Annotated in this window: 17 protein-coding genes and 1 tRNA gene; 7 read left to right on the top strand and 11 right to left on the bottom strand. The window is 62.7% G+C overall.

From position 1 onward, the window contains the following. The 6 genes from argH to ACIQ09_RS18075 all read left to right on the top strand — a co-directional run. Positions 1–976, top strand: a 976-nt coding sequence (gene argH / locus ACIQ09_RS18050; RefSeq protein ID WP_398313094.1) for an argininosuccinate lyase, incomplete at its 5' end; no start/stop codon positions are given. 10 nt (positions 977–986) lie between these two features. After that, positions 987–2,267 carry a protein kinase gene (locus tag ACIQ09_RS18055; protein ID WP_398313096.1) on the top strand — a complete coding sequence of 427 codons (1,281 nt, stop codon included), beginning with the start codon at positions 987–989 and terminating at the stop codon, positions 2,265–2,267. Between the two features lie 245 nt (positions 2,268–2,512). After that, entirely contained in the window at positions 2,513–3,058 is a 546-nt protein-coding gene (locus ACIQ09_RS18060) for a hypothetical protein (RefSeq protein WP_398313098.1), read from the top strand. 16 nt (positions 3,059–3,074) lie between these two features. After that, positions 3,075–3,389, top strand: coding sequence for a PqqD family peptide modification chaperone (locus ACIQ09_RS18065; RefSeq protein WP_398313100.1), 315 nt, complete (start codon positions 3,075–3,077; stop codon positions 3,387–3,389). Beyond that, a complete protein-coding gene (locus ACIQ09_RS18070; RefSeq protein WP_398313102.1) occupies positions 3,386–4,300 on the top strand; it encodes an HprK-related kinase A in 915 nt (304 codons plus the stop codon). Before ACIQ09_RS18065 ends, ACIQ09_RS18070 begins: the two co-directional genes overlap by 4 nt. Then, the gene (locus ACIQ09_RS18075) at positions 4,297–5,397 is read left to right on the top strand and encodes a nucleotidyltransferase family protein (protein WP_398313104.1); all 1,101 of its coding nucleotides are present in this window, start codon (positions 4,297–4,299) and stop codon (positions 5,395–5,397) included. Before ACIQ09_RS18070 ends, ACIQ09_RS18075 begins: the two co-directional genes overlap by 4 nt. Positions 5,398–5,424: 27 nt before the next feature. Here ACIQ09_RS18075 and grxD read toward each other — a convergent pair whose 3' ends face one another. From grxD to ACIQ09_RS18100, 5 genes are all read right to left on the bottom strand, one after another. Then, positions 5,425–5,739 carry a Grx4 family monothiol glutaredoxin gene (gene grxD / locus ACIQ09_RS18080; protein ID WP_398313106.1) on the bottom strand — a complete coding sequence of 105 codons (315 nt, stop codon included), beginning with the start codon at positions 5,737–5,739 and terminating at the stop codon, positions 5,425–5,427. A 61-nt stretch (positions 5,740–5,800) separates the two neighbouring features. Continuing rightward, positions 5,801–6,631 carry a peptide chain release factor N(5)-glutamine methyltransferase gene (gene prmC / locus ACIQ09_RS18085; RefSeq protein ID WP_398313108.1) on the bottom strand — a complete coding sequence of 277 codons (831 nt, stop codon included), beginning with the start codon at positions 6,629–6,631 and terminating at the stop codon, positions 5,801–5,803. A 5-nt stretch (positions 6,632–6,636) separates the two neighbouring features. Next, positions 6,637–7,722 carry a peptide chain release factor 1 gene (gene prfA, locus ACIQ09_RS18090; protein ID WP_398313110.1) on the bottom strand — a complete coding sequence of 362 codons (1,086 nt, stop codon included), beginning with the start codon at positions 7,720–7,722 and terminating at the stop codon, positions 6,637–6,639. A gap of 48 nt (positions 7,723–7,770) precedes the next feature. Continuing rightward, positions 7,771–9,024 carry a glutamyl-tRNA reductase gene (gene hemA / locus ACIQ09_RS18095; RefSeq protein ID WP_398313112.1) on the bottom strand — a complete coding sequence of 418 codons (1,254 nt, stop codon included), beginning with the start codon at positions 9,022–9,024 and terminating at the stop codon, positions 7,771–7,773. A gap of 160 nt (positions 9,025–9,184) precedes the next feature. After that, complete coding sequence (locus ACIQ09_RS18100) at positions 9,185–10,141, bottom strand: LysR substrate-binding domain-containing protein (protein ID WP_398313114.1); 957 nt, start codon at positions 10,139–10,141, stop codon at positions 9,185–9,187. A 174-nt stretch (positions 10,142–10,315) separates the two neighbouring features. Here ACIQ09_RS18100 and ACIQ09_RS18105 point away from each other — a divergent pair, with 174 nt between their 5' ends. After that, a complete protein-coding gene (locus ACIQ09_RS18105) occupies positions 10,316–10,462 on the top strand; it encodes a hypothetical protein (RefSeq protein WP_398313116.1) in 147 nt (48 codons plus the stop codon). A 105-nt stretch (positions 10,463–10,567) separates the two neighbouring features. Here ACIQ09_RS18105 and ACIQ09_RS18110 read toward each other — a convergent pair. From ACIQ09_RS18110 to ACIQ09_RS18135, 6 genes are all read right to left on the bottom strand, one after another. Next, positions 10,568–10,643 (bottom strand) — tRNA-Phe (locus ACIQ09_RS18110). Positions 10,644–10,716: 73 nt separating this feature from the next. Further along, positions 10,717–12,213 (bottom strand): sensor histidine kinase N-terminal domain-containing protein, encoded by a 1,497-nt coding sequence (locus tag ACIQ09_RS18115; protein WP_398313118.1) that lies wholly within the window; start codon positions 12,211–12,213, stop codon positions 10,717–10,719. Beyond that, positions 12,200–12,874 (bottom strand): response regulator transcription factor, encoded by a 675-nt coding sequence (locus tag ACIQ09_RS18120; RefSeq protein WP_398313120.1) that lies wholly within the window; start codon positions 12,872–12,874, stop codon positions 12,200–12,202. The genes ACIQ09_RS18115 and ACIQ09_RS18120 overlap by 14 nt, the downstream gene beginning before the upstream one ends. Before the next feature lie 447 nt (positions 12,875–13,321). After that, a complete protein-coding gene (locus ACIQ09_RS18125) occupies positions 13,322–15,091 on the bottom strand; it encodes a cation acetate symporter (protein WP_398313122.1) in 1,770 nt (589 codons plus the stop codon). Next, positions 15,091–15,399 (bottom strand): DUF485 domain-containing protein, encoded by a 309-nt coding sequence (locus ACIQ09_RS18130; RefSeq protein ID WP_398313124.1) that lies wholly within the window; start codon positions 15,397–15,399, stop codon positions 15,091–15,093. The genes ACIQ09_RS18125 and ACIQ09_RS18130 overlap by 1 nt, the downstream gene beginning before the upstream one ends. 379 nt (positions 15,400–15,778) lie before the next feature. Continuing rightward, a partial coding sequence (locus ACIQ09_RS18135) for an AMP-binding protein (protein ID WP_398313126.1) occupies positions 15,779–16,666 on the bottom strand: 888 nt, incomplete at its 5' end.

Raw genomic sequence — 16,666 nt, forward strand, 5'->3', positions numbered from 1 at the left:
CGGCTTCACCCACCTGCAGGTGGCCCAGCCGGTCACCTTCGGCCACCACCTGATGGCCTATTTCGAGATGACCCGCCGCGACGCCGAGCGTTTTGCCGACTGCCGCAAGCGCGTCAATCGCCTGCCCCTGGGCTCCGCCGCCCTGGCCGGCACCACCTTCCCCATCGACCGGGAATACGTGGCCGAGCTGCTGGGCTTCGAGGAAGTGTGCTTCAACTCGCTGGATGCCGTCTCCGATCGGGACTTCGCCATCGAGTTCTGCGCCGCCGTATCCCTGCTGATGACCCACCTGTCGCGCCTGTCCGAAGAGCTGATCCTGTGGATGAGCCCGCGGGTCGGCTTCGTCGACCTGGCCGACCGCTTCTGCACCGGCAGCTCGATCATGCCGCAGAAGAAGAACCCGGACGTGCCCGAGCTGGTGCGTGGCAAGACCGGCCGCGCCAACGGCAACCTGGTCTCCCTGCTGACCCTGATGAAAGGCCAACCCCTGGCCTACAACAAGGACAACCAGGAGGACAAGGAGCCCCTGTTCGACTCCGCCGACACCGCCATCGACACCCTGCGCATCTACGCTGACATGATGGGCAGCCGCATTGATGCCGCCACCGGCGAGAAGGTCTTCAACGTCCGCGTCAAGCGCGAGGCCATGCAGGCCGCCCTGACCCAGGGCTACGCCACCGCCACCGACCTGGCCGACTACCTGGTCAAGAAGGGCCTACCCTTCCGCGACGCCCACGAAGCCGTAGCTCTGGCTGTACGCGCGGCCGACGTGAAGGGTGTCGACCTGCCGCTCATCCCGCTGGACGAACTGCGCGCAGCCATGACCCACGTGCCCGGCGCCGTCGAACGACTGGACCAGGATGTGTTCCAAGTGTTGACCGTGGAAGGCTCCCTGGCGTCCCGCAACCACGTCGGCGGCACCGCCCCCGCTCAAGTTCGCGCCGCCATCGCCCGCGCCCGCAGCAGGATCGCCTGAGGACAGCAATATGGACAGGATAGGCAAGTACGAGGTCAGCCGTCTGCTGGGCGAAGGCGCCACCAGCGAGGTCTATCTCGGCTTCGATCCGTTCACCCAGCGGGAGGTCGCCATCAAGCGCCTCCATCCGGAAACCCTGCGCGGCAGCGAGCGCAGCGCCCTCTATCGTCACCTGCTCCTCAATGAGGCGGCCCTGGCCGGCAAGCTCCAGCATCCCCACATCATCCAGATCCACGATGCCGTGATCGATGACAAGGACGGCTACGTGGTCATGGAGTACGTGCCGGGGGGCACCCTGGAGCCCTTCACCCGTGCAGGCCAGCTGCTACCCTTCGAGCGCCTGATCGAGATCATCTTCAAGTGCACTCGGGCACTCGATTACGCCTACCTGCAAGGCGTGACCCATCGTGACATCAAGCCCGCCAACATCCTGCTGACCACCCCGGAAGGTCAGGACATCAAGATCTCCGATTTTGGCGCAGCGCTGTTTACCGCCAGCGAAACCACCCAGGTGGCCGGGTTCGGATCACCGGCCTACATGTCACCCGAGCAAGTGCGCGAGATGCCTGTGGATCATCGCACAGACATCTACTCCCTCGGAGTGGTGATGTACCAACTCCTGACCGGCCGCCTGCCCTTCGACGCCACCAGCAACGTGAACATGGCGTACCAGATCGCCCACCACGAAGCCCCCCCGGCGGTCAGCATCCGGCCGGAGATCACCCCGGAGCTCAACGCCATCGTCGGGCGTGCCATGCGGCGGGATCTTTCCGAGCGCTACGGAACGTGGATGGAGTTCTCCCATGATCTCGCCCAGGCCTATCGCAACCGCAGCCTCACGGCAGACCGCGGTGAGCCGCCGGATAGCGAGAAGTTCGAGCGCCTGCGCGCTTTCCGCTTCTTCCGGGAGTTCAGCGACATCGAGATCTGGGAGATCGTCCGCTTCGCCGAATGGAAGCTCATCCAGCCGGGCACCGTGGTCATGAAGGAAGGCGAACCAGGAAACTACTTCTGCTTCGTCATCGAGGGCGAGTTGCGCATCGTCAAGAAAGGGCATCTTCTCAACGTCCTCAGTGTCGGCGACTGCTTTGGCGAGATGGCCCTGTTCGCAGCCGGTCGCGGCGCCCGCACGGCTTCGGTCGAGGCCACAACCGAAACGCGCATCCTCACCATTCGCGCCCCGGCCCTGCTACGGGCATCCGCCCTATGCCAGATGCACTTCTACAAGGGGTTTCTGGAGGTTCTGTCGTCCCGGCTCTCCCTCGCCAACAACCGAATTGCCAGTATTTAGCACTGCCAGCCACCTGGCGCGTGTCGATTTTTTTGACACGCGCCTCAATCAAGACGTGAAAAAGCATCGGCATTGTTTTTATTCTCTTTTAAAATCATTACCCTAAAAGGGAAAGTGCATTTTGGAACAGGACTTGCTTAAAGAATATAAGCCAAGAGCGGGCATAGGTCATACAAGTGAAAACCTGGTCCGCCTATACTGCATTCACGCGCGCCATATCCGGCGCAAGTCCAAAGAGGTTTAGGATGAATCAGGAACACCCCGAGAATTCTGCCAAGCAGAGCACGACCGAAGCCGGTTCCGGCACTGCCCAGAGCAAGCGCCGCAAACTCATCCAGACCGGCCTGGTCGGCGCCCCCGTTCTGCTCGCGCTCAAGAGCACCCCAGTGCTTGCCGCCAACTGCAAGCTGCCGTCGGGCTTTTCCGTTTCCGGCAACCTCAGCCGCAATGGCACGACAGCCTGCTCGCCCAAGCTGAACGGCGTGGGCTATTGGGTTACCAACGCGACTCTTGAACAGAAGGACAGACCGTTTGCGCCGCCCAACCTCATCGCCTCCACGATCGATTCGAACATCACCACTTTCGGTCTAGCCCTGGCCAAGGGCGACACCAACGTCCACGCCAAGATCGTTGCGGCCTTCCTGAGCGCGGAAGCGGGCAGCTTCCTGCCCCTCGCCACGGTCAAGGACATGTGGAACCTGGGCGTGATCGGTGGCGCCTACCCTGCCAGCGCTGGCGACTCTTGGAATGCCGCCGAGGTTGAGGCCTACCTGGATTACATCCTGTCCTGAGCCACGGCCTGCCGCATTGCCTTCTGCCGGCATTCGATACGCCGCCTGCGACGCCCTCCTCGACGCCCTGCCCAGCATTCTCTGGAAAAGTGTCGACGAGGGCTGGGTGCGTTTCGACCCCCATGCGGGAGAAACTCTTCTCCTCGCCCCCGTTACCCGCTTCATCCTCGACCAGCTCTCGATCCCGGGATGTCAGCGCTCTGAAGATGCACTGATCCAGGCTGTCCTGCAGGAGGAACCGGATGCGGATCCGGCTGAATGCGGCACCCAGGTTCGGACAGCCCTCGAAGCCTTGCTCGACGCCCGCCTGATCCAGGCCACCTCCCATTGAAAGTCAGTGCGCTTTCCTCCGCCGAGTTCAGTGAACGTCTGGCCGGCGATGGCATTCGTCTGGCCACCGGCCCCTTCAACTGCCGACTGCAGAGCGGTATCCCTGAGATTACCGCGGAACTGGCCCGTCTCTACGCCCACCACCCGCTGATTGACGACACCCGGTTTGTGGATTTCCATGTGGCGATCCAACCCGGCCACGGCCTGCGCCGATGGCTGCGCCCCCAGTCCCGCTTCATCGTCGACGCCATCGAACCCTTCACGCCACTCCCCCGGGATCAGTCCCTCCCCATGCTGGAATGGGGGCTCAACTGGTGCATCACAGCCTACAGCCAACACATCCTGGTCATCCACGCAGCCTCCGTCGCACGTGGCAACCGGGCAGTCATCCTGCCCGCCCCTCCGGGCTCCGGCAAGAGCACCCTGTGCGCAGCACTGGTCAATCGGGGCTGGCGCCTGCTCTCGGACGAACTCACCCTGATTCGCCTGGACACCGGCGAGCTGATGGGGCTGGCGCGCCCGGTAAGCCTCAAGAACGCCTCCATCGACATCATCCGCAACTACGCGCCGGATGCCTTCCTGACGCAACCCGTCCACGACACCACCAAGGGCACCGTAGCGCTGATGGCGCCCACGCAAGCCAGTGTCGACGCGGCCAAGACCCCAGCCCGTCCCGCCTGGATGGTGCTGCCCCGCTACCGGGCCGGGGCCGATGCCTGCCTTACGCCGATGGGCAGCGGCGCCGCCTTCCTGCAGCTGGCCGACAATGCCATGAACTACCACATCCTCGGCGCCAGGGGCTTTAAGGCCGTAGGGCACACCGTCGATCAATGCCAAAACTTCAGTTTCGAGTACAGCCGGCTGGATGACGCCATCGCCATCTTCGAGCAGCTTGCCGGAGACGAGACATGAACTTCCTGCTTGCCGCCCTGCGCGACCCCACCTCGATCCGGCGCCTCTCCCCTGCTGAATGGGATCTTCTCGTTCGCCAGGCGCGCCACGCCAACCTGCTCGGCCGCCTCTACGAACGCCTGCTGGCTGCGGGCCTGGAAGCCGACATTCCACAACGCCCCCGCAATCACCTGCAATCCGGCGCCATCATGGCTGACCAGCAGCAATACTCCATCCGCCGGGAAGCCCGCCTCCTGCGCGATGCGCTGGCCCCCTACGAAATTCCCCTGATACTGCTCAAGGGTGCTGCCTATGTGGCGGCCGGCCTGCCCGCCGCCCAGGGGCGCTTGTTCGCCGACATCGACATCCTGGTTCCCCATGAGCGCCTGGGGGCCGCCGAATCCGCGCTGATGCTCACCGGCTGGCAAAGCAGCGTGACGGACGACTATGACCAGCGCTACTACCGACGCTGGATGCACGAACTGCCGGCCATGCGCCACGTTTTCCGGGGCACCACCCTGGACGTGCACCACACCATATTGCCCCCCACGGCCCGCCTGAAGCCCGACGCGCGGCTGCTGATCGAGGCCAGCGTGGAGATTCCGGGCCTGCCCGGCGTGCGCACCCTGGCTCTGGAAGACCTGATCCTGCACAGCGCCTCGCACCTGTTCCATGAAGGTGAACCGGACAACCTGCTGCGTGATCTGACCGACCTGGACCTGCTCCTGCGGCATCTGGGCCGAGACGATTCAGCCTGGGACGCCCTCGTTGCCCGGGCAGAACGCCTGCAGCTTTCCGGCCCTCTCGGTCTGGCCCTGCGCTACACGGAGCGCCTGCTCGACACACCGATCCCAGCACGCATCCGCACGCATGTCGGCAACGACACCAAAGGCGGTGCAGGGCAGCGCCTGGTAGATTTTCTATACCGCCGGATGTTGCGGCCCCAACACCCCAGCACTGCAGATCGCTTCACGTCCGTAGCCCGCAAAGCACTCTACATCCGTGCCCATTGGCTGCGCATGCCACCCCTGCTGCTCGCCTACCACCTCGCCCACAAGGCGTTCTTCCCGCCCAAACCGGAGACACTCCCCCCGATGGACGAAAAAAAGGCGGCCTGAGCCGCCTTTTTGCTGGAACGCGGGCCTTCAGGCCACGCCATCCAGGAGCTTCTTCAGCTCACCGGATTCATACATCTCGCGCATGATGTCCGAACCACCGACAAACTCTCCCTTGATGTAGAGCTGGGGGATGGTCGGCCAGCTGGCGTATTCCTTGATGCCCTGGCGGATGGCTTCATCAGCCAGCACGTCCACCGCAACAAACTGCGTCACACCACAGGCACGCAGGATCTGCGTGGCATTGGCAGAGAAGCCGCAGCGGGGCATGGCCGGGGAACCCTTCATGTACAGAACAACGGGATTGGAGGTGACTTGGTCGTGAATGATCTTTTGGACGTCCATATTGGTCTCGCAATAGTTGAGCAATTCAGTCGGGAAAGTCTAGGCCTGCTTGGGCGGCACGTCAAGAACGGGGCCAGCAGCCGAAGCTGACCCGTTCGATTCCAGCCAGATCCCTGGCCGACTCGACCGCCTCAAAGCCCGCCCCCGCCAGCAGGGCGCGCACGGCGGCAGCCTGATCATAGCCATGCTCCATCATCAGCCAGCCTCCCGGCACCAGAAAGGCCGGCGCCGTCGCCGTGATGCGGGCCAGGTCGTCGAGGCCGGTGATCCCGGAAGCCAGCGCCCCCGGGGGTTCGAAACGCACATCCCCCTCGGCCAGATGCGGGTCGTCAGCGGCGATGTAGGGCGGATTGCTGACGATGAAATCAAACCCCACCTCATCCACTGCCGAGAACCAGTTGCTTTCGACGAAGCGCACCCGCGCGCCGAGCATCTCCGCATTCAGCCCCGCCACCGCTAGCGCGGCGGGGGAAAGGTCAACCGCGGTCAGCCGGGAGGCCGGCACTTCGAGGGCCAGCGTGACCGCCAGCGCACCGCTGCCAGTGCCCAGATCAAGAATTTTGGGCCCCGCACCCGTTGCCTGCATGCGGGCAAGCACCAGTTCGACAATCAGCTCTGTTTCCGGGCGAGGAATCAGCACCGCCGGATTCACCCGGAAGTTACGCCCGAAGAACTCCCGCAATCCCAGCAGATAGGCCACCGGCTCTCCGGCTGCGCGACGCTCCAGCAGCTCGGCAAAGCGGGCACCAAGCGGTGGCGCGAGGCTGCGCTCCGGGTAAGCGGCGATCTGGGCGGTGGAACAGTCCAGCAGGCTTCCCAGAAAAAGGCGCGCCTCACTGGCCGGGATGCGCCCCCGGGCAGCCTGCAGGGCGTCGCCGATACTCGCCGGCACCACCCTCAATGCCCTTCGTCAGCCAGGGCGGCCAGCAACTCCGCCTGGTGTTCGGCGGTCAGGGCCGCCAACACTTCGTCCAGCTCACCCTGCATGACCGCATCAAGCTTGTAGAGAGTCAGGTTGATGCGGTGGTCGGTAAGCCGCCCCTGAGGGTAGTTGTAGGTGCGGATACGCTCGGAGCGATCGCCGCTACCCACCAGGCTCTTGCGGGTAGCCGCCTCTTTGGCCTGCTGCTCGCGCACCTGGATGTCCTTGATGCGGGCCGCCAGCACACGCAGCGCAGAGGCCTTGTTCTGGTGCTGGGAGCGCCCATCCTGGCACTCCGCCACAATGCCGGTGGGCAGGTGGGTGATGCGCACCGCCGAATCGGTCTTGTTGATGTGCTGACCACCGGCACCGGAAGCCCGGAAAGTGTCGATGCGCAGATCGGCGGGATTGAGCTCCACGTCGCTGACTTCATCTGCCTCGGGCATGACCGCCACCGTGCAGGCTGAGGTGTGGATGCGCCCCTGGGTTTCGGTGGCCGGAACGCGCTGCACCCGGTGCCCACCCGACTCGAACTTCAGGCGCGAGTAGGCGCCATTGCCCGCCACCCGGACGATCACCTCCTTGAACCCGCCCAGCTCTGAATCACTGGCGGAAATGGTCTCGACCCGCCAGCCCTGACGCTCGGCATAACGGGTGTACATGCGCAGCAGGTCAGCAGCAAAGAGCGCCGCCTCGTCACCGCCCGTACCGGCACGGATCTCAAGGAAGAGATTACGCTCGTCGTTCGGATCCCGCGGCAGAAGCGCGGTCTGCAGATCGGCCTCGATCCGCGCCTGGGCCTCCCGGGCGGTTTCGAGCTCAAGTTCGGCCAGCTCCTTCATCTCCGGATCACTGATGAGCTCCTTCGCCGTGGCTTCATCGGCAATGGCCTGGCAGAAGGCCTGGTAGAGGGCCACCACCGGCGTGATCTCGGCGTGTTCGCGGGTCAGTTTGCGATAGTTGTCCATGTCGCTGGCCGCCTCGCTGGTCGCCAGCAGGCGGTCGAGCTCCTGGAGACGGTCGGCAAGATTGTCCAGCTTGTCGCGGATACGCTGTTTCATGGGGATACCCGCCTGCAGCTGCAGGCATGAAGGCGCCAGCCCGACGGGCTAGTGGTCCTTGGAAAGATTGAAGAGACGCTGGACCAACTGGGCGCAATCGCCGCGATGGTCGCCTTCCGCATCGTTGAGGAAGCGGGTAGGGGCATGCATCAGCTTGTTGGTGAGGCCCTGACTGAGGGACTCCAGAACCTTGTGCGCATCATCGCCCCGGGCGAGCATGCGCAAGGCCCGTTCGAGCTCGGCCTGGCGCAGCTGGTCGGCATGCTCGCGCAGCGCCCGGATGGTCGGGACAGTATCCCGGCTGTCTAGCCAGTTCAGGAAGCCGGTGACCCGTTCGTCGATGATGCCCTCGGCCTCGACCACCGCAGCCTGGCGCGATTCAAGGCCGGAATCGACCACCTGGGCCAGATCATCGACGGTATACAAGAACACATCGTCAAGCTGCGCCACCTCGGGTTCGATATCCCGCGGCACAGCCAGATCCACCATCACCATGGGGCGGCGGCGACGCGCCTTGAGCGCCCGCTCCACCACACCCAGGCCGATTACCGGTAGCGGACTGCCCGTGCAGGAGACGATGATGTCATAGCCCGGCAGCGCCTCGCCCACCTGATCCAGACGAAGGACATCTCCGCCGAAGCGCTGGGCCACCGCCTCGGCCCGGGCTGCAGTACGGTTGGCGATCGTGATGCGACGCGGCTTTTCGCCACCAAAGTGGGCGGCACAAAGCTCAATCATCTCGCCGGCCCCCACGAAGAGCACCCGCTGATCGCTGACCCGCTCGAAGATCCGCTCGGAAAGATGTACCGCGGCGGCGGCCATGGACACGATGTTGGCGCCGATCGCCGTGGTGGATCGCACCTCCTTGGCCACCGAGAAGGTGCGCTGGAAGAGCTTGTGCATGGTTGCCCCAAGCGTGCCAGCCTCTTCGGCCTGGCGCACGGCATCCTTCATCTGACCAAGGATCTGGGGCTCGCCGATCACCATGGAATCGAGCCCACTGGCCACCCGGAACACGTGGCGCACAGCATCCCGCTGGGGCAGGGTGTACAAATACGGTGACAGATCCTGCAATGCTACCCGGTGATACTCCGCGAACCAGTCGGCCGCGTGGCGGGGTTGCTGGGTGGCAAAGTAAAGCTCGGTACGGTTGCAGGTGGACAGGATGGCCGCCTCCTTCACCGGTTTGGCCTGGACAAAATCCGCCAGCGCCTGGGCCAGCCGCTCAGGACGAAACGCCACCTGCTCCCGAATGGCGAGCGGCGCGGTGTGATGGTTCAGTCCTAGAGCAAACAGCTGCATGGGTGGCGCCAGGCAGGGGCGGAATTTTTCAACCCGCGATTATATCACCCGACCTTTTGCCCACAGCACTGGCCTGGATCAAGGCAGACACGCAAGGCGATGAGGACAAGGGGCAGAACGGAACACCCACCCGGCAATATTGCCGTCTCGGAAGCTAGACTCAGGATGCAGGGCCGGCTGCAGCCGAGCCGGCTTCCGCCAGCAACCAAGCGCGGAAATTCCGCACCAACGGACGCTCGGCCAGGACATCGGGCACCACCAGACTGTACACATACCGGGAAGGCAGTACCGCAGAGAAGGGCATCACCAGGCGTCCCGACCTCACATCGGCCTCGACCAGCGGCCACAGTGCCAATGCCACGCCTTGCCCACCCAGGGCGGCCTCCAGCACCAGCACTGCGCTGGAAAACCGTGGCCCCCGGCTGGCATCCACATTTGCCACCCCTGCCAAGCGAAGCCACTCGGCCCAGCTGGGCCGCATGGTCTCGTCGGGGATCGACTCGTCGTGGATGAAGACCTGCCGCCCCAGCTCTGCAGGCGTCATCAGCGGCCCGGTGCGCGCCAGCAGTTCGGGACTGCAGACCAACACATACTCCGGGGCCAGCAGCGGATAACGGCAGAAACCCGGATAATCCGCCACACCAAAACGCACCGCCACGGCACTGCCAGCGTCCTGCGGATCGGTCAGCAAGCCCTCGGGCCCACGCCCCAGCCCGTCGATATTGCACACATCGCTAGCCAGCCGAAGCTCCACATCGGGGTGAAGTGCGCTGAAGCTCGAAAGGCGAGGCACCAACCAGCGCTGCGCAAAAGACGGCGGTGCATGCACGGTCAGAAGCCCTTCCGGCCGGACCCGCACAAGCTCCACTGCAGCAGCCAGGCAATCCAGTCCGTCCCGCACCTTGGGCAGCATCGCCCGCCCAAGGCCAGACAGCTCGAGTGCCCGCGGCAGCCGCCGAAACAAGGGCCCGCCCAGGTAGCTCTCCAGCGCCTTGATCTGCTGACTCACCGCGGCCGGCGTCACGAACAACTCCTCAGCCGCCCGCTTAAAGCTCAAATGACGTGCCACCGCCTCGAAGGCACGCAGCGCAGACAGTGGCGGCAGGCGGTAGCGCATGGCGGAGTCGATTAAGCAAAACTTAATCGTAGCATCAGAAAACGCAGCTTGCTGCACTGCAACACAAAACCTACATTGGAATCAGGCGCACAACACGGTCCGGCGCCCGGCACCCCCTCCCCTCTGCCAGACGCCGGACCGCGCCATTCCTGCAACAAGCACAAGGAGAACAAGATGAACCTCAACGAACTCCGCAGACTCCTCACCACTCCGTTTAACGAGCGGATCACTGACGAACCCAGGGCCCTGACCGGCAGCACAACCGGCCCGTCCGACTTCGAGGCCTATTTCAAGGAAGTCTTCGCTGGCCAGATCCTCTGATCGAAGACAGACCCGCCCCTGCACAACCCCGCGCCTGCGGGGTTTTCCCTCGCGTGAACGTAAAAACGCCGACCACAAGGATCGGCGTTTTTACTTGGTATTTCTTGGTGGCCAGTCGCGGAATCGAACCACGGACACGCGGATTTTCAATCCGCTGCTCTACCAACTGAGCTAACTGGCCAACGAGGACCGCATTATAGGCAAGACATCTGTCTTCGTCAAAGGGAAAATGAAATATCTTTTTGGCGACGCGCTCAAGCTGGAGGAAATTGCTCCGCGATGGCGCGGGATTCCTGGGTCACCCTCTCTTCGCCTGCACGGCTGCGGGGAAAGACAACCTGGGCGATGGTGCCCCTGCCGCTGGGGTTGGGAATGAGGCTGACCTTGGCGCGATGGAGCTCGGCGATCTCACGGACGATGGGAAGGCCCAGGCCGGAGCCACTTTCTGTGCTTCCAAGAACGCGGTAGAAGCGTTCGAAAACGCGCTCCCGGTCCACATCCGGCACACCGATGCCGGTATCTTCCACCTCAAGGATTGCGCGCTCTGTGGCGATGGTGCGAACGGTAACGCAGCCCCCCTCGGGTGTGTATTTGATGGCGTTGTCGATCAGGTTCTTGACGAGCTCACCGAGGAGCACGGGGTTGCCGTCAATCACCAGGGGCTCACCGGTGGTTTCAAGGCCAAAATCGATATTTTTCTGGCGAGCACGCGGAAAAAAGTCGCTCAGCATGGCTCTCAGCAGAGCCTCGAGATCCACGCGCTCAACGGCATAGATTTTCTCGTAACTGGCTTCCGCCCGGGCAAGGGAGAGGAGTTGGTTGATCAGATGGCCAGCGCGCTCGGCGCTTTGGGAGATATGCACCAGGGATCGGTGCACCTGGGCCGGATCGGTTTCCATCAAGGCGAGATCCGTCTGCATACGCAGACCAGTGAGCGGCGTTCGCATCTGATGCGCGGCATCGGCAATGAAGCGCTGCTGGGCCTGAAGGTTCTCCTCCAGACGGGCCATCATCTCGTTGAAGGCAATGATCAGGGGCCGGACCTCCTCGGGAACCCCCGACACCGAGATGGGAGACAAGTCTGAGGGACGGCGACGGCGGATCAGGCGCTGGAGCTGATTGAGCGGCGCGATGCCCCGGGACAGACCGAGCCAGACCAGAATGACCGCAATGGGGATGATGGCGAACTGGGGAAGGAGCACGCCCGTCACCACCCGGGAGGCTAGAGTGCTGCGCTTGTTGCGCGTTTCAGCAACCTGGAGGAGCACAAGCCTGGACGGTGCGCTATCGATGGGCTGAACAAACTGGTAGGCAACCCGCACCTCCTCGCCAGCAATGGATTCGTCCCGGAACATGACAAGATCGGGAACGACGCTTTCCGGCGCAGCGATGGGCGGGATGTCCTTGTCGCCAGCCAGCAGCTCGCCCTTGAAACCGAGCACCTGGTAGTAAACGGTGTCGTCTTCATCTGCACGCAGGATCAGGCGCGCCGGGGCGGGAAAGTTCACACGGGCTTGCCCGTTCTCGAGCTTGACCAGACGGGCAATGGCTCTGACGTTAACGGCCAGCGCCTGATCATAGGGCTGGTTGGCGATGCTGTTGGCAACGTTGTGGGTGACAATGATGGAGATGGGCCACAGAAACAACAGTGGCGCCAACATCCAGTCGAGGATTTCCCCGAAAAGGGAATTGAAGGCCTTTCCGTCAGCGGCGTCCTCTTCCGCCACCTTGCGCCATCTAGGCGACCACATCAGGCTTTTCCAGGCAGTAACCCAGCCCTCTTACCGTCACGATCTGCACCCCACTCTGCTCAAGCTTCTTGCGCAGACGATGAACATACACCTCGATGGCGTTGTTGGAGACTTCTTCACCCCAGCCGCACAGATGATCGACGAGCTGCTCCTTGCTCACCAAGCGGCCAGCACGGAGCAAAAGTACCTCAAGTAATCCGACTTCCCGCGCAGATAGCTCGACGACCTGACCATCTATCTTGACGACCCGATCCGCCTGATCGTAAGCCAGCCGGGCGTACTCGATGCAACGCGCCTGACCGGTCCCCCTTCGGGTCAGCGCACGGACGCGAGCCTCCAGTTCAGGCAACGCGAAGGGCTTGGTCAGGTAGTCGTCGGCCCCCGCATCCAGGCCACGCACCCGATCTTCAATACCGTCCTGGGCGGTGAGAATGAGCACGGGCATCACGCACTTGCGCGAGCGCAGGCGCCGCAGCACCTCGATTCCGGATAACTTGGGAAGACCCAGGTCGAGAATCAGCAGGTCGAAGGTCTGGCCAAGCAAGGCGGCATCGGCATCCGCACCGTTGGGAACATGATCCACCGCATAACCAGCTTTTTTCAGCGCACGGCACAGGCCGTCGGCAATAATCAGGTCGTCTTCAGCCAACAGGATCCGCATGGCGTTTTTTGGGGAGCAGAAGTGTAAGTTTGAAGTAAGCGGAATACGGCACAGTCAACCCGCTGTTCTCCTTTTACTCGGTCTTGGGGGCAAAGTCGCCGCGCAAGCAGCAACACTGCCTCGGGGGTTTGGTTCGCCCGACGGACCATCCCCCGCCGCCTTTTTTAGGCCAAGCCCGTAGCAATAACTGCAGACGCCCATGCCCTATATGTACAGGGGCACATCGGGTGATTGCAACGCATACCCTCAATACAATTCCGTTCGAGTCTAGCACAGGGCCAGCCAGGCTTTGCGCAAGCATGGCGCACGCGTGTCCACGCTCGCCAAGGATGACCCACTTCCAAAAGACATCAATCCGTTCGTTCATTGAAAAACCCCGGCCGCCTTTCGGCAGACCGGGGTTTCTTATTGCATCCGGCAGGGCCGAAGCCCCGCCGGGAGTCTTGCTTAGTGACCCGACGCGCCGGAGGCGCCGATGCCGGTTTCGGACCGGATCAGCTGGGCAGCGAAGTCAGCACGTTCCTGCTGGGCGTTCGGGCTGCGGTCGAGCAGCGAGAAGATCCAGATACCCACGAAGCCGATGGTCATGGAGAACAGGGCCGGCGAGGTATAGGGGAACGGAGCAGAGCCCTTCGGGTTGCCAAGGGTGGCGACCCACACGGACTCCGACAGCACTGTCATCACCACGGCGCTCAGCAGACCAAGGAAGCCACCGATAACGGCGCCCTTGGTGGTGCAGTCCTTCCACAGCACGCTCATGAAGAGCACCGGGAAGTTGGCGGAAGCGGCGATGGCGAAGGCCAGGGACACCATGAAGGCGATGTTCTGCTTTTCGAAGGCGATACCCAGAACCACCGCAATGACGCCCAGGACGATGGTGGTGATACGGGAGACACGCAGCTCGGAAGCAGAATCCGCATTGCCATTCTTGAACACCGTGGCGTACAAGTCATGGGACACAGCGGATGCACCGGACAGGGTCAGACCGGCAACCACGGCCAGAATGGTGGCGAAGGCAACCGCGGAGATGAAGCCGAGGAAGACGTTGCCGCCCACTGCGTTGGCGAGGTGGATAGCCGCCATGTTGCCGCCGCCCTTCAGGACACCCTTGGCATCCAGGAAGGTCGGGTCGGTCAGCACAAAGCAGATGGCGCCGAAGCCGATCACGAAGGTCAGGATGTAGAAGTAGCCGATCCAGACGGTCGCCCAACCCACGGACTTGCGCGCTTCCTTGGCATCCGGCACGGTGAAGAAGCGCATCAGGATGTGGGGCAGGCCAGCGGTACCGAACATCAGCGCCATACCGAAGGAGATGGCGGAGATCGGATCCTTCACGAAGGAGCCCGGACCCATGATGGAGTCACCCTTCTTGGCGGCCATCGCGGCGGTCACTTCGGCCACGTCCTTGCCGGAAGCAGCAGCGGCAGTCGCAGCGTCGGCGATCAGCTTGGCGTCCTTGGCGGCGAGAGCGGTCTTGATCTCGACAGCCTTGGCGAACATCGCTTCCGGGCTGAAGCCGAACTTGACGAGCACCATGAAGGCCATGAAGGAAGCACCCGCCAGCAGCAGCACAGCCTTGATGATCTGCACCCAGGTGGTGGCGGTCATGCCACCGAAGAGCACGTAAACCATCATCAGCGCGCCGACGATCACCACAGCCATCCAGTATTCGAGACCGAAGAGCAGCTTGATCAGCTGACCGGCACCGACCATCTGGGCGATGAGGTAGAAGGCCACCACAACCAGCGTGCCGGAAGCAGCAAAGGCACGGATCGGGGTTTGCTGGAAGCGGTAACCGGCCACGTCGGCGAAGGTGAACTTGCCGAGGTTGCGCAGACGCTCTGCCATCAGGAAGGTGATGACCGGCCAGCCCACGAGGAAGCCGATCGCGAAGATCAGGCCGTCGTAGCCGTTCGCCATCACCGCAGCGGAAATACCCAGGAAAGACGCAGCGGACATGTAGTCGCCGGCGATTGCCAGGCCGTTCTGGAAGCCCGTGATGCCACCGCCAGCGGTGTAGAAGTCAGCAGCCGACTTGGTCTTGGATGCCGCCCACTTGGTGATCATCATCGTGCCGGCAACGAAAACGCCGAACATGGCAATGGCCGTCCAGTTGGTAGCCTGCTTTTCAGCCTGACCGAGATCGGCGCCGGCCGCGAGGGCGACGCCGGAGGCCAGCATGGCCAGGAGGCCGAGCAAGAGTTTGGAATTGCGCATCACTTGGTGGCCTCCTTGATGACCTGAGCCTTCAGATCGTCAAACTCGGTGTTGGCACGGCGAATGTAGATACCGGTGATGATGATGGTGAACAGGATCACGCCAACACCAATGGGGATGCCGAGCGAGGTCACGCCCGCGCCCGTTTTCTGCGCCAGGAATTCCTTGTTGAAGGCCACCAGCAGGATGTAACCGTAGTAAACGATCATCATCAGCGCTGTCATGATCCAGCCATAGGAATTGCGTTTCGAGACCAGCTCCTGGTATTTCGGGTTTGCCCGGATGCGGTCGCCGAGGTCGTCTTTCATATCTCTCCTCCTCTTCGAATTAACCTGCCAGGAGCCAAGGGGACTCCTTTAGGGGTATTGGCAAGTTACCGGCGCACACTTACATCGACCTTACGCTGACAAATGAAATTGCTGCCTTGATGACGGACAATCGAATATCGCATCGCAACATGCGGAAATCCGAAAAAACCCGTCAGAACAAGGTGTTCGGAGATCAGGAAATCAGGACGAAAAAAAGGCGCGAATTTCGCGCCTTTTTCTCCCCCTCTACCCCCGGCCTGACAGCACCGGGTTCCTCCCCTGTTTTTTCTTTTTCGATTTGCGCTGTTTTATTATTTCCGGCAATTCGGGGAACCGCCGGCTGCAAATCGCCCCAGCCCATGAGCCGGGGAAATGTCTCTTACTTGAGTTGTTCCAGGATCGCCGGGTTTTCCAGCGTCGAGGTGTCCTGCGTAATCTCCTCGCCCTTGGCCAGCTGACGGAGCAGACGGCGCATGATCTTGCCGGAGCGGGTCTTCGGAAGGTTCTCACCAAAGCGGATGTCCTTCGGCTTGGCGATCGGCCCAATCTCCTGACCAACCCAGTTCTGCAGCTCCTTGATCATCGCAACGGCGGCATCGCCGGTGGGACGGGCACCCTTGAGCACCACGAAGGCCACGATTGCTTCACCGGTCAGGTCATCCGGACGGCCAACCACGGCAGCTTCGGCAACCTTCTCGTGAGCCACCAGGGCGGATTCGATTTCCATCGTACCCATACGGTGACCGGAAACGTTCAGCACATCATCGATACGGCCGGTGATGGTGAAGTAGCCGGTGTCCTTGTCGCGGATGGCACCGTCGCCAGCCAGGTACAGCTTGCCCTGGAAGTCGGCCGGGTAATAGGACTTCACGAAACGGTCCGGGTCACCCCAGATGTTGCGGATCATGGAGGGCCACGGACGCTTCACGACCAGGATGCCACCTTGGCCCCAGGGCACTTCCGTGCCGGTTTCGTCGACCACTGCAGCCTGGATGCCCGGGAAGGGCAGCGTGCAGGAGCCGGGGATCAGCGGGGTGGCGCCGGGCAGCGGGGTGATCATGTGGCCGCCGGTTTCGGTCTGCCAGAAGGTATCCACGATCGGGCAGCGGCTGCCGCCGACGTTCTCGTAGTACCACTCCCAGGCTGCAGGGTTGATCGGCTCACCGACCGAACCCAGGATGCGCAGGCTGGACATGTCATAGTTCTTGGGATGCACGGCCGGGGTGTTGTCCGCCGACTTGATCAGCGAACGGATCGCGGTCGGGGC

The sequence above is a fragment of the Zoogloea sp. genome, from assembly GCF_044344315.1.
In the GTDB taxonomy this organism is placed as follows: domain Bacteria; phylum Pseudomonadota; class Gammaproteobacteria; order Burkholderiales; family Rhodocyclaceae; genus Zoogloea.

Coding starts and splice junctions, on each gene's coding strand:
- ACIQ09_RS18055 (WP_398313096.1), top strand. CDS start 987: ATGGACAGGATAGGCAAGTACGAGGTCAGCCGTCTGCTGGGCGAAGGC.
- ACIQ09_RS18060 (WP_398313098.1), top strand. CDS start 2,513: ATGAATCAGGAACACCCCGAGAATTCTGCCAAGCAGAGCACGACCGAA.
- ACIQ09_RS18075 (WP_398313104.1), top strand. CDS start 4,297: ATGAACTTCCTGCTTGCCGCCCTGCGCGACCCCACCTCGATCCGGCGC.
- grxD (WP_398313106.1), bottom strand. CDS start 5,739: ATGGACGTCCAAAAGATCATTCACGACCAAGTCACCTCCAATCCCGTT.
- prfA (WP_398313110.1), bottom strand. CDS start 7,722: ATGAAACAGCGTATCCGCGACAAGCTGGACAATCTTGCCGACCGTCTC.
- hemA (WP_398313112.1), bottom strand. CDS start 9,024: ATGCAGCTGTTTGCTCTAGGACTGAACCATCACACCGCGCCGCTCGCC.
- ACIQ09_RS18100 (WP_398313114.1), bottom strand. CDS start 10,141: ATGCGCTACCGCCTGCCGCCACTGTCTGCGCTGCGTGCCTTCGAGGCG.
- ACIQ09_RS18105 (WP_398313116.1), top strand. CDS start 10,316: ATGAACCTCAACGAACTCCGCAGACTCCTCACCACTCCGTTTAACGAG.
- ACIQ09_RS18115 (WP_398313118.1), bottom strand. CDS start 12,213: ATGTGGTCGCCTAGATGGCGCAAGGTGGCGGAAGAGGACGCCGCTGAC.
- ACIQ09_RS18120 (WP_398313120.1), bottom strand. CDS start 12,874: ATGCGGATCCTGTTGGCTGAAGACGACCTGATTATTGCCGACGGCCTG.
- ACIQ09_RS18125 (WP_398313122.1), bottom strand. CDS start 15,091: ATGCGCAATTCCAAACTCTTGCTCGGCCTCCTGGCCATGCTGGCCTCC.
- ACIQ09_RS18130 (WP_398313124.1), bottom strand. CDS start 15,399: ATGAAAGACGACCTCGGCGACCGCATCCGGGCAAACCCGAAATACCAG.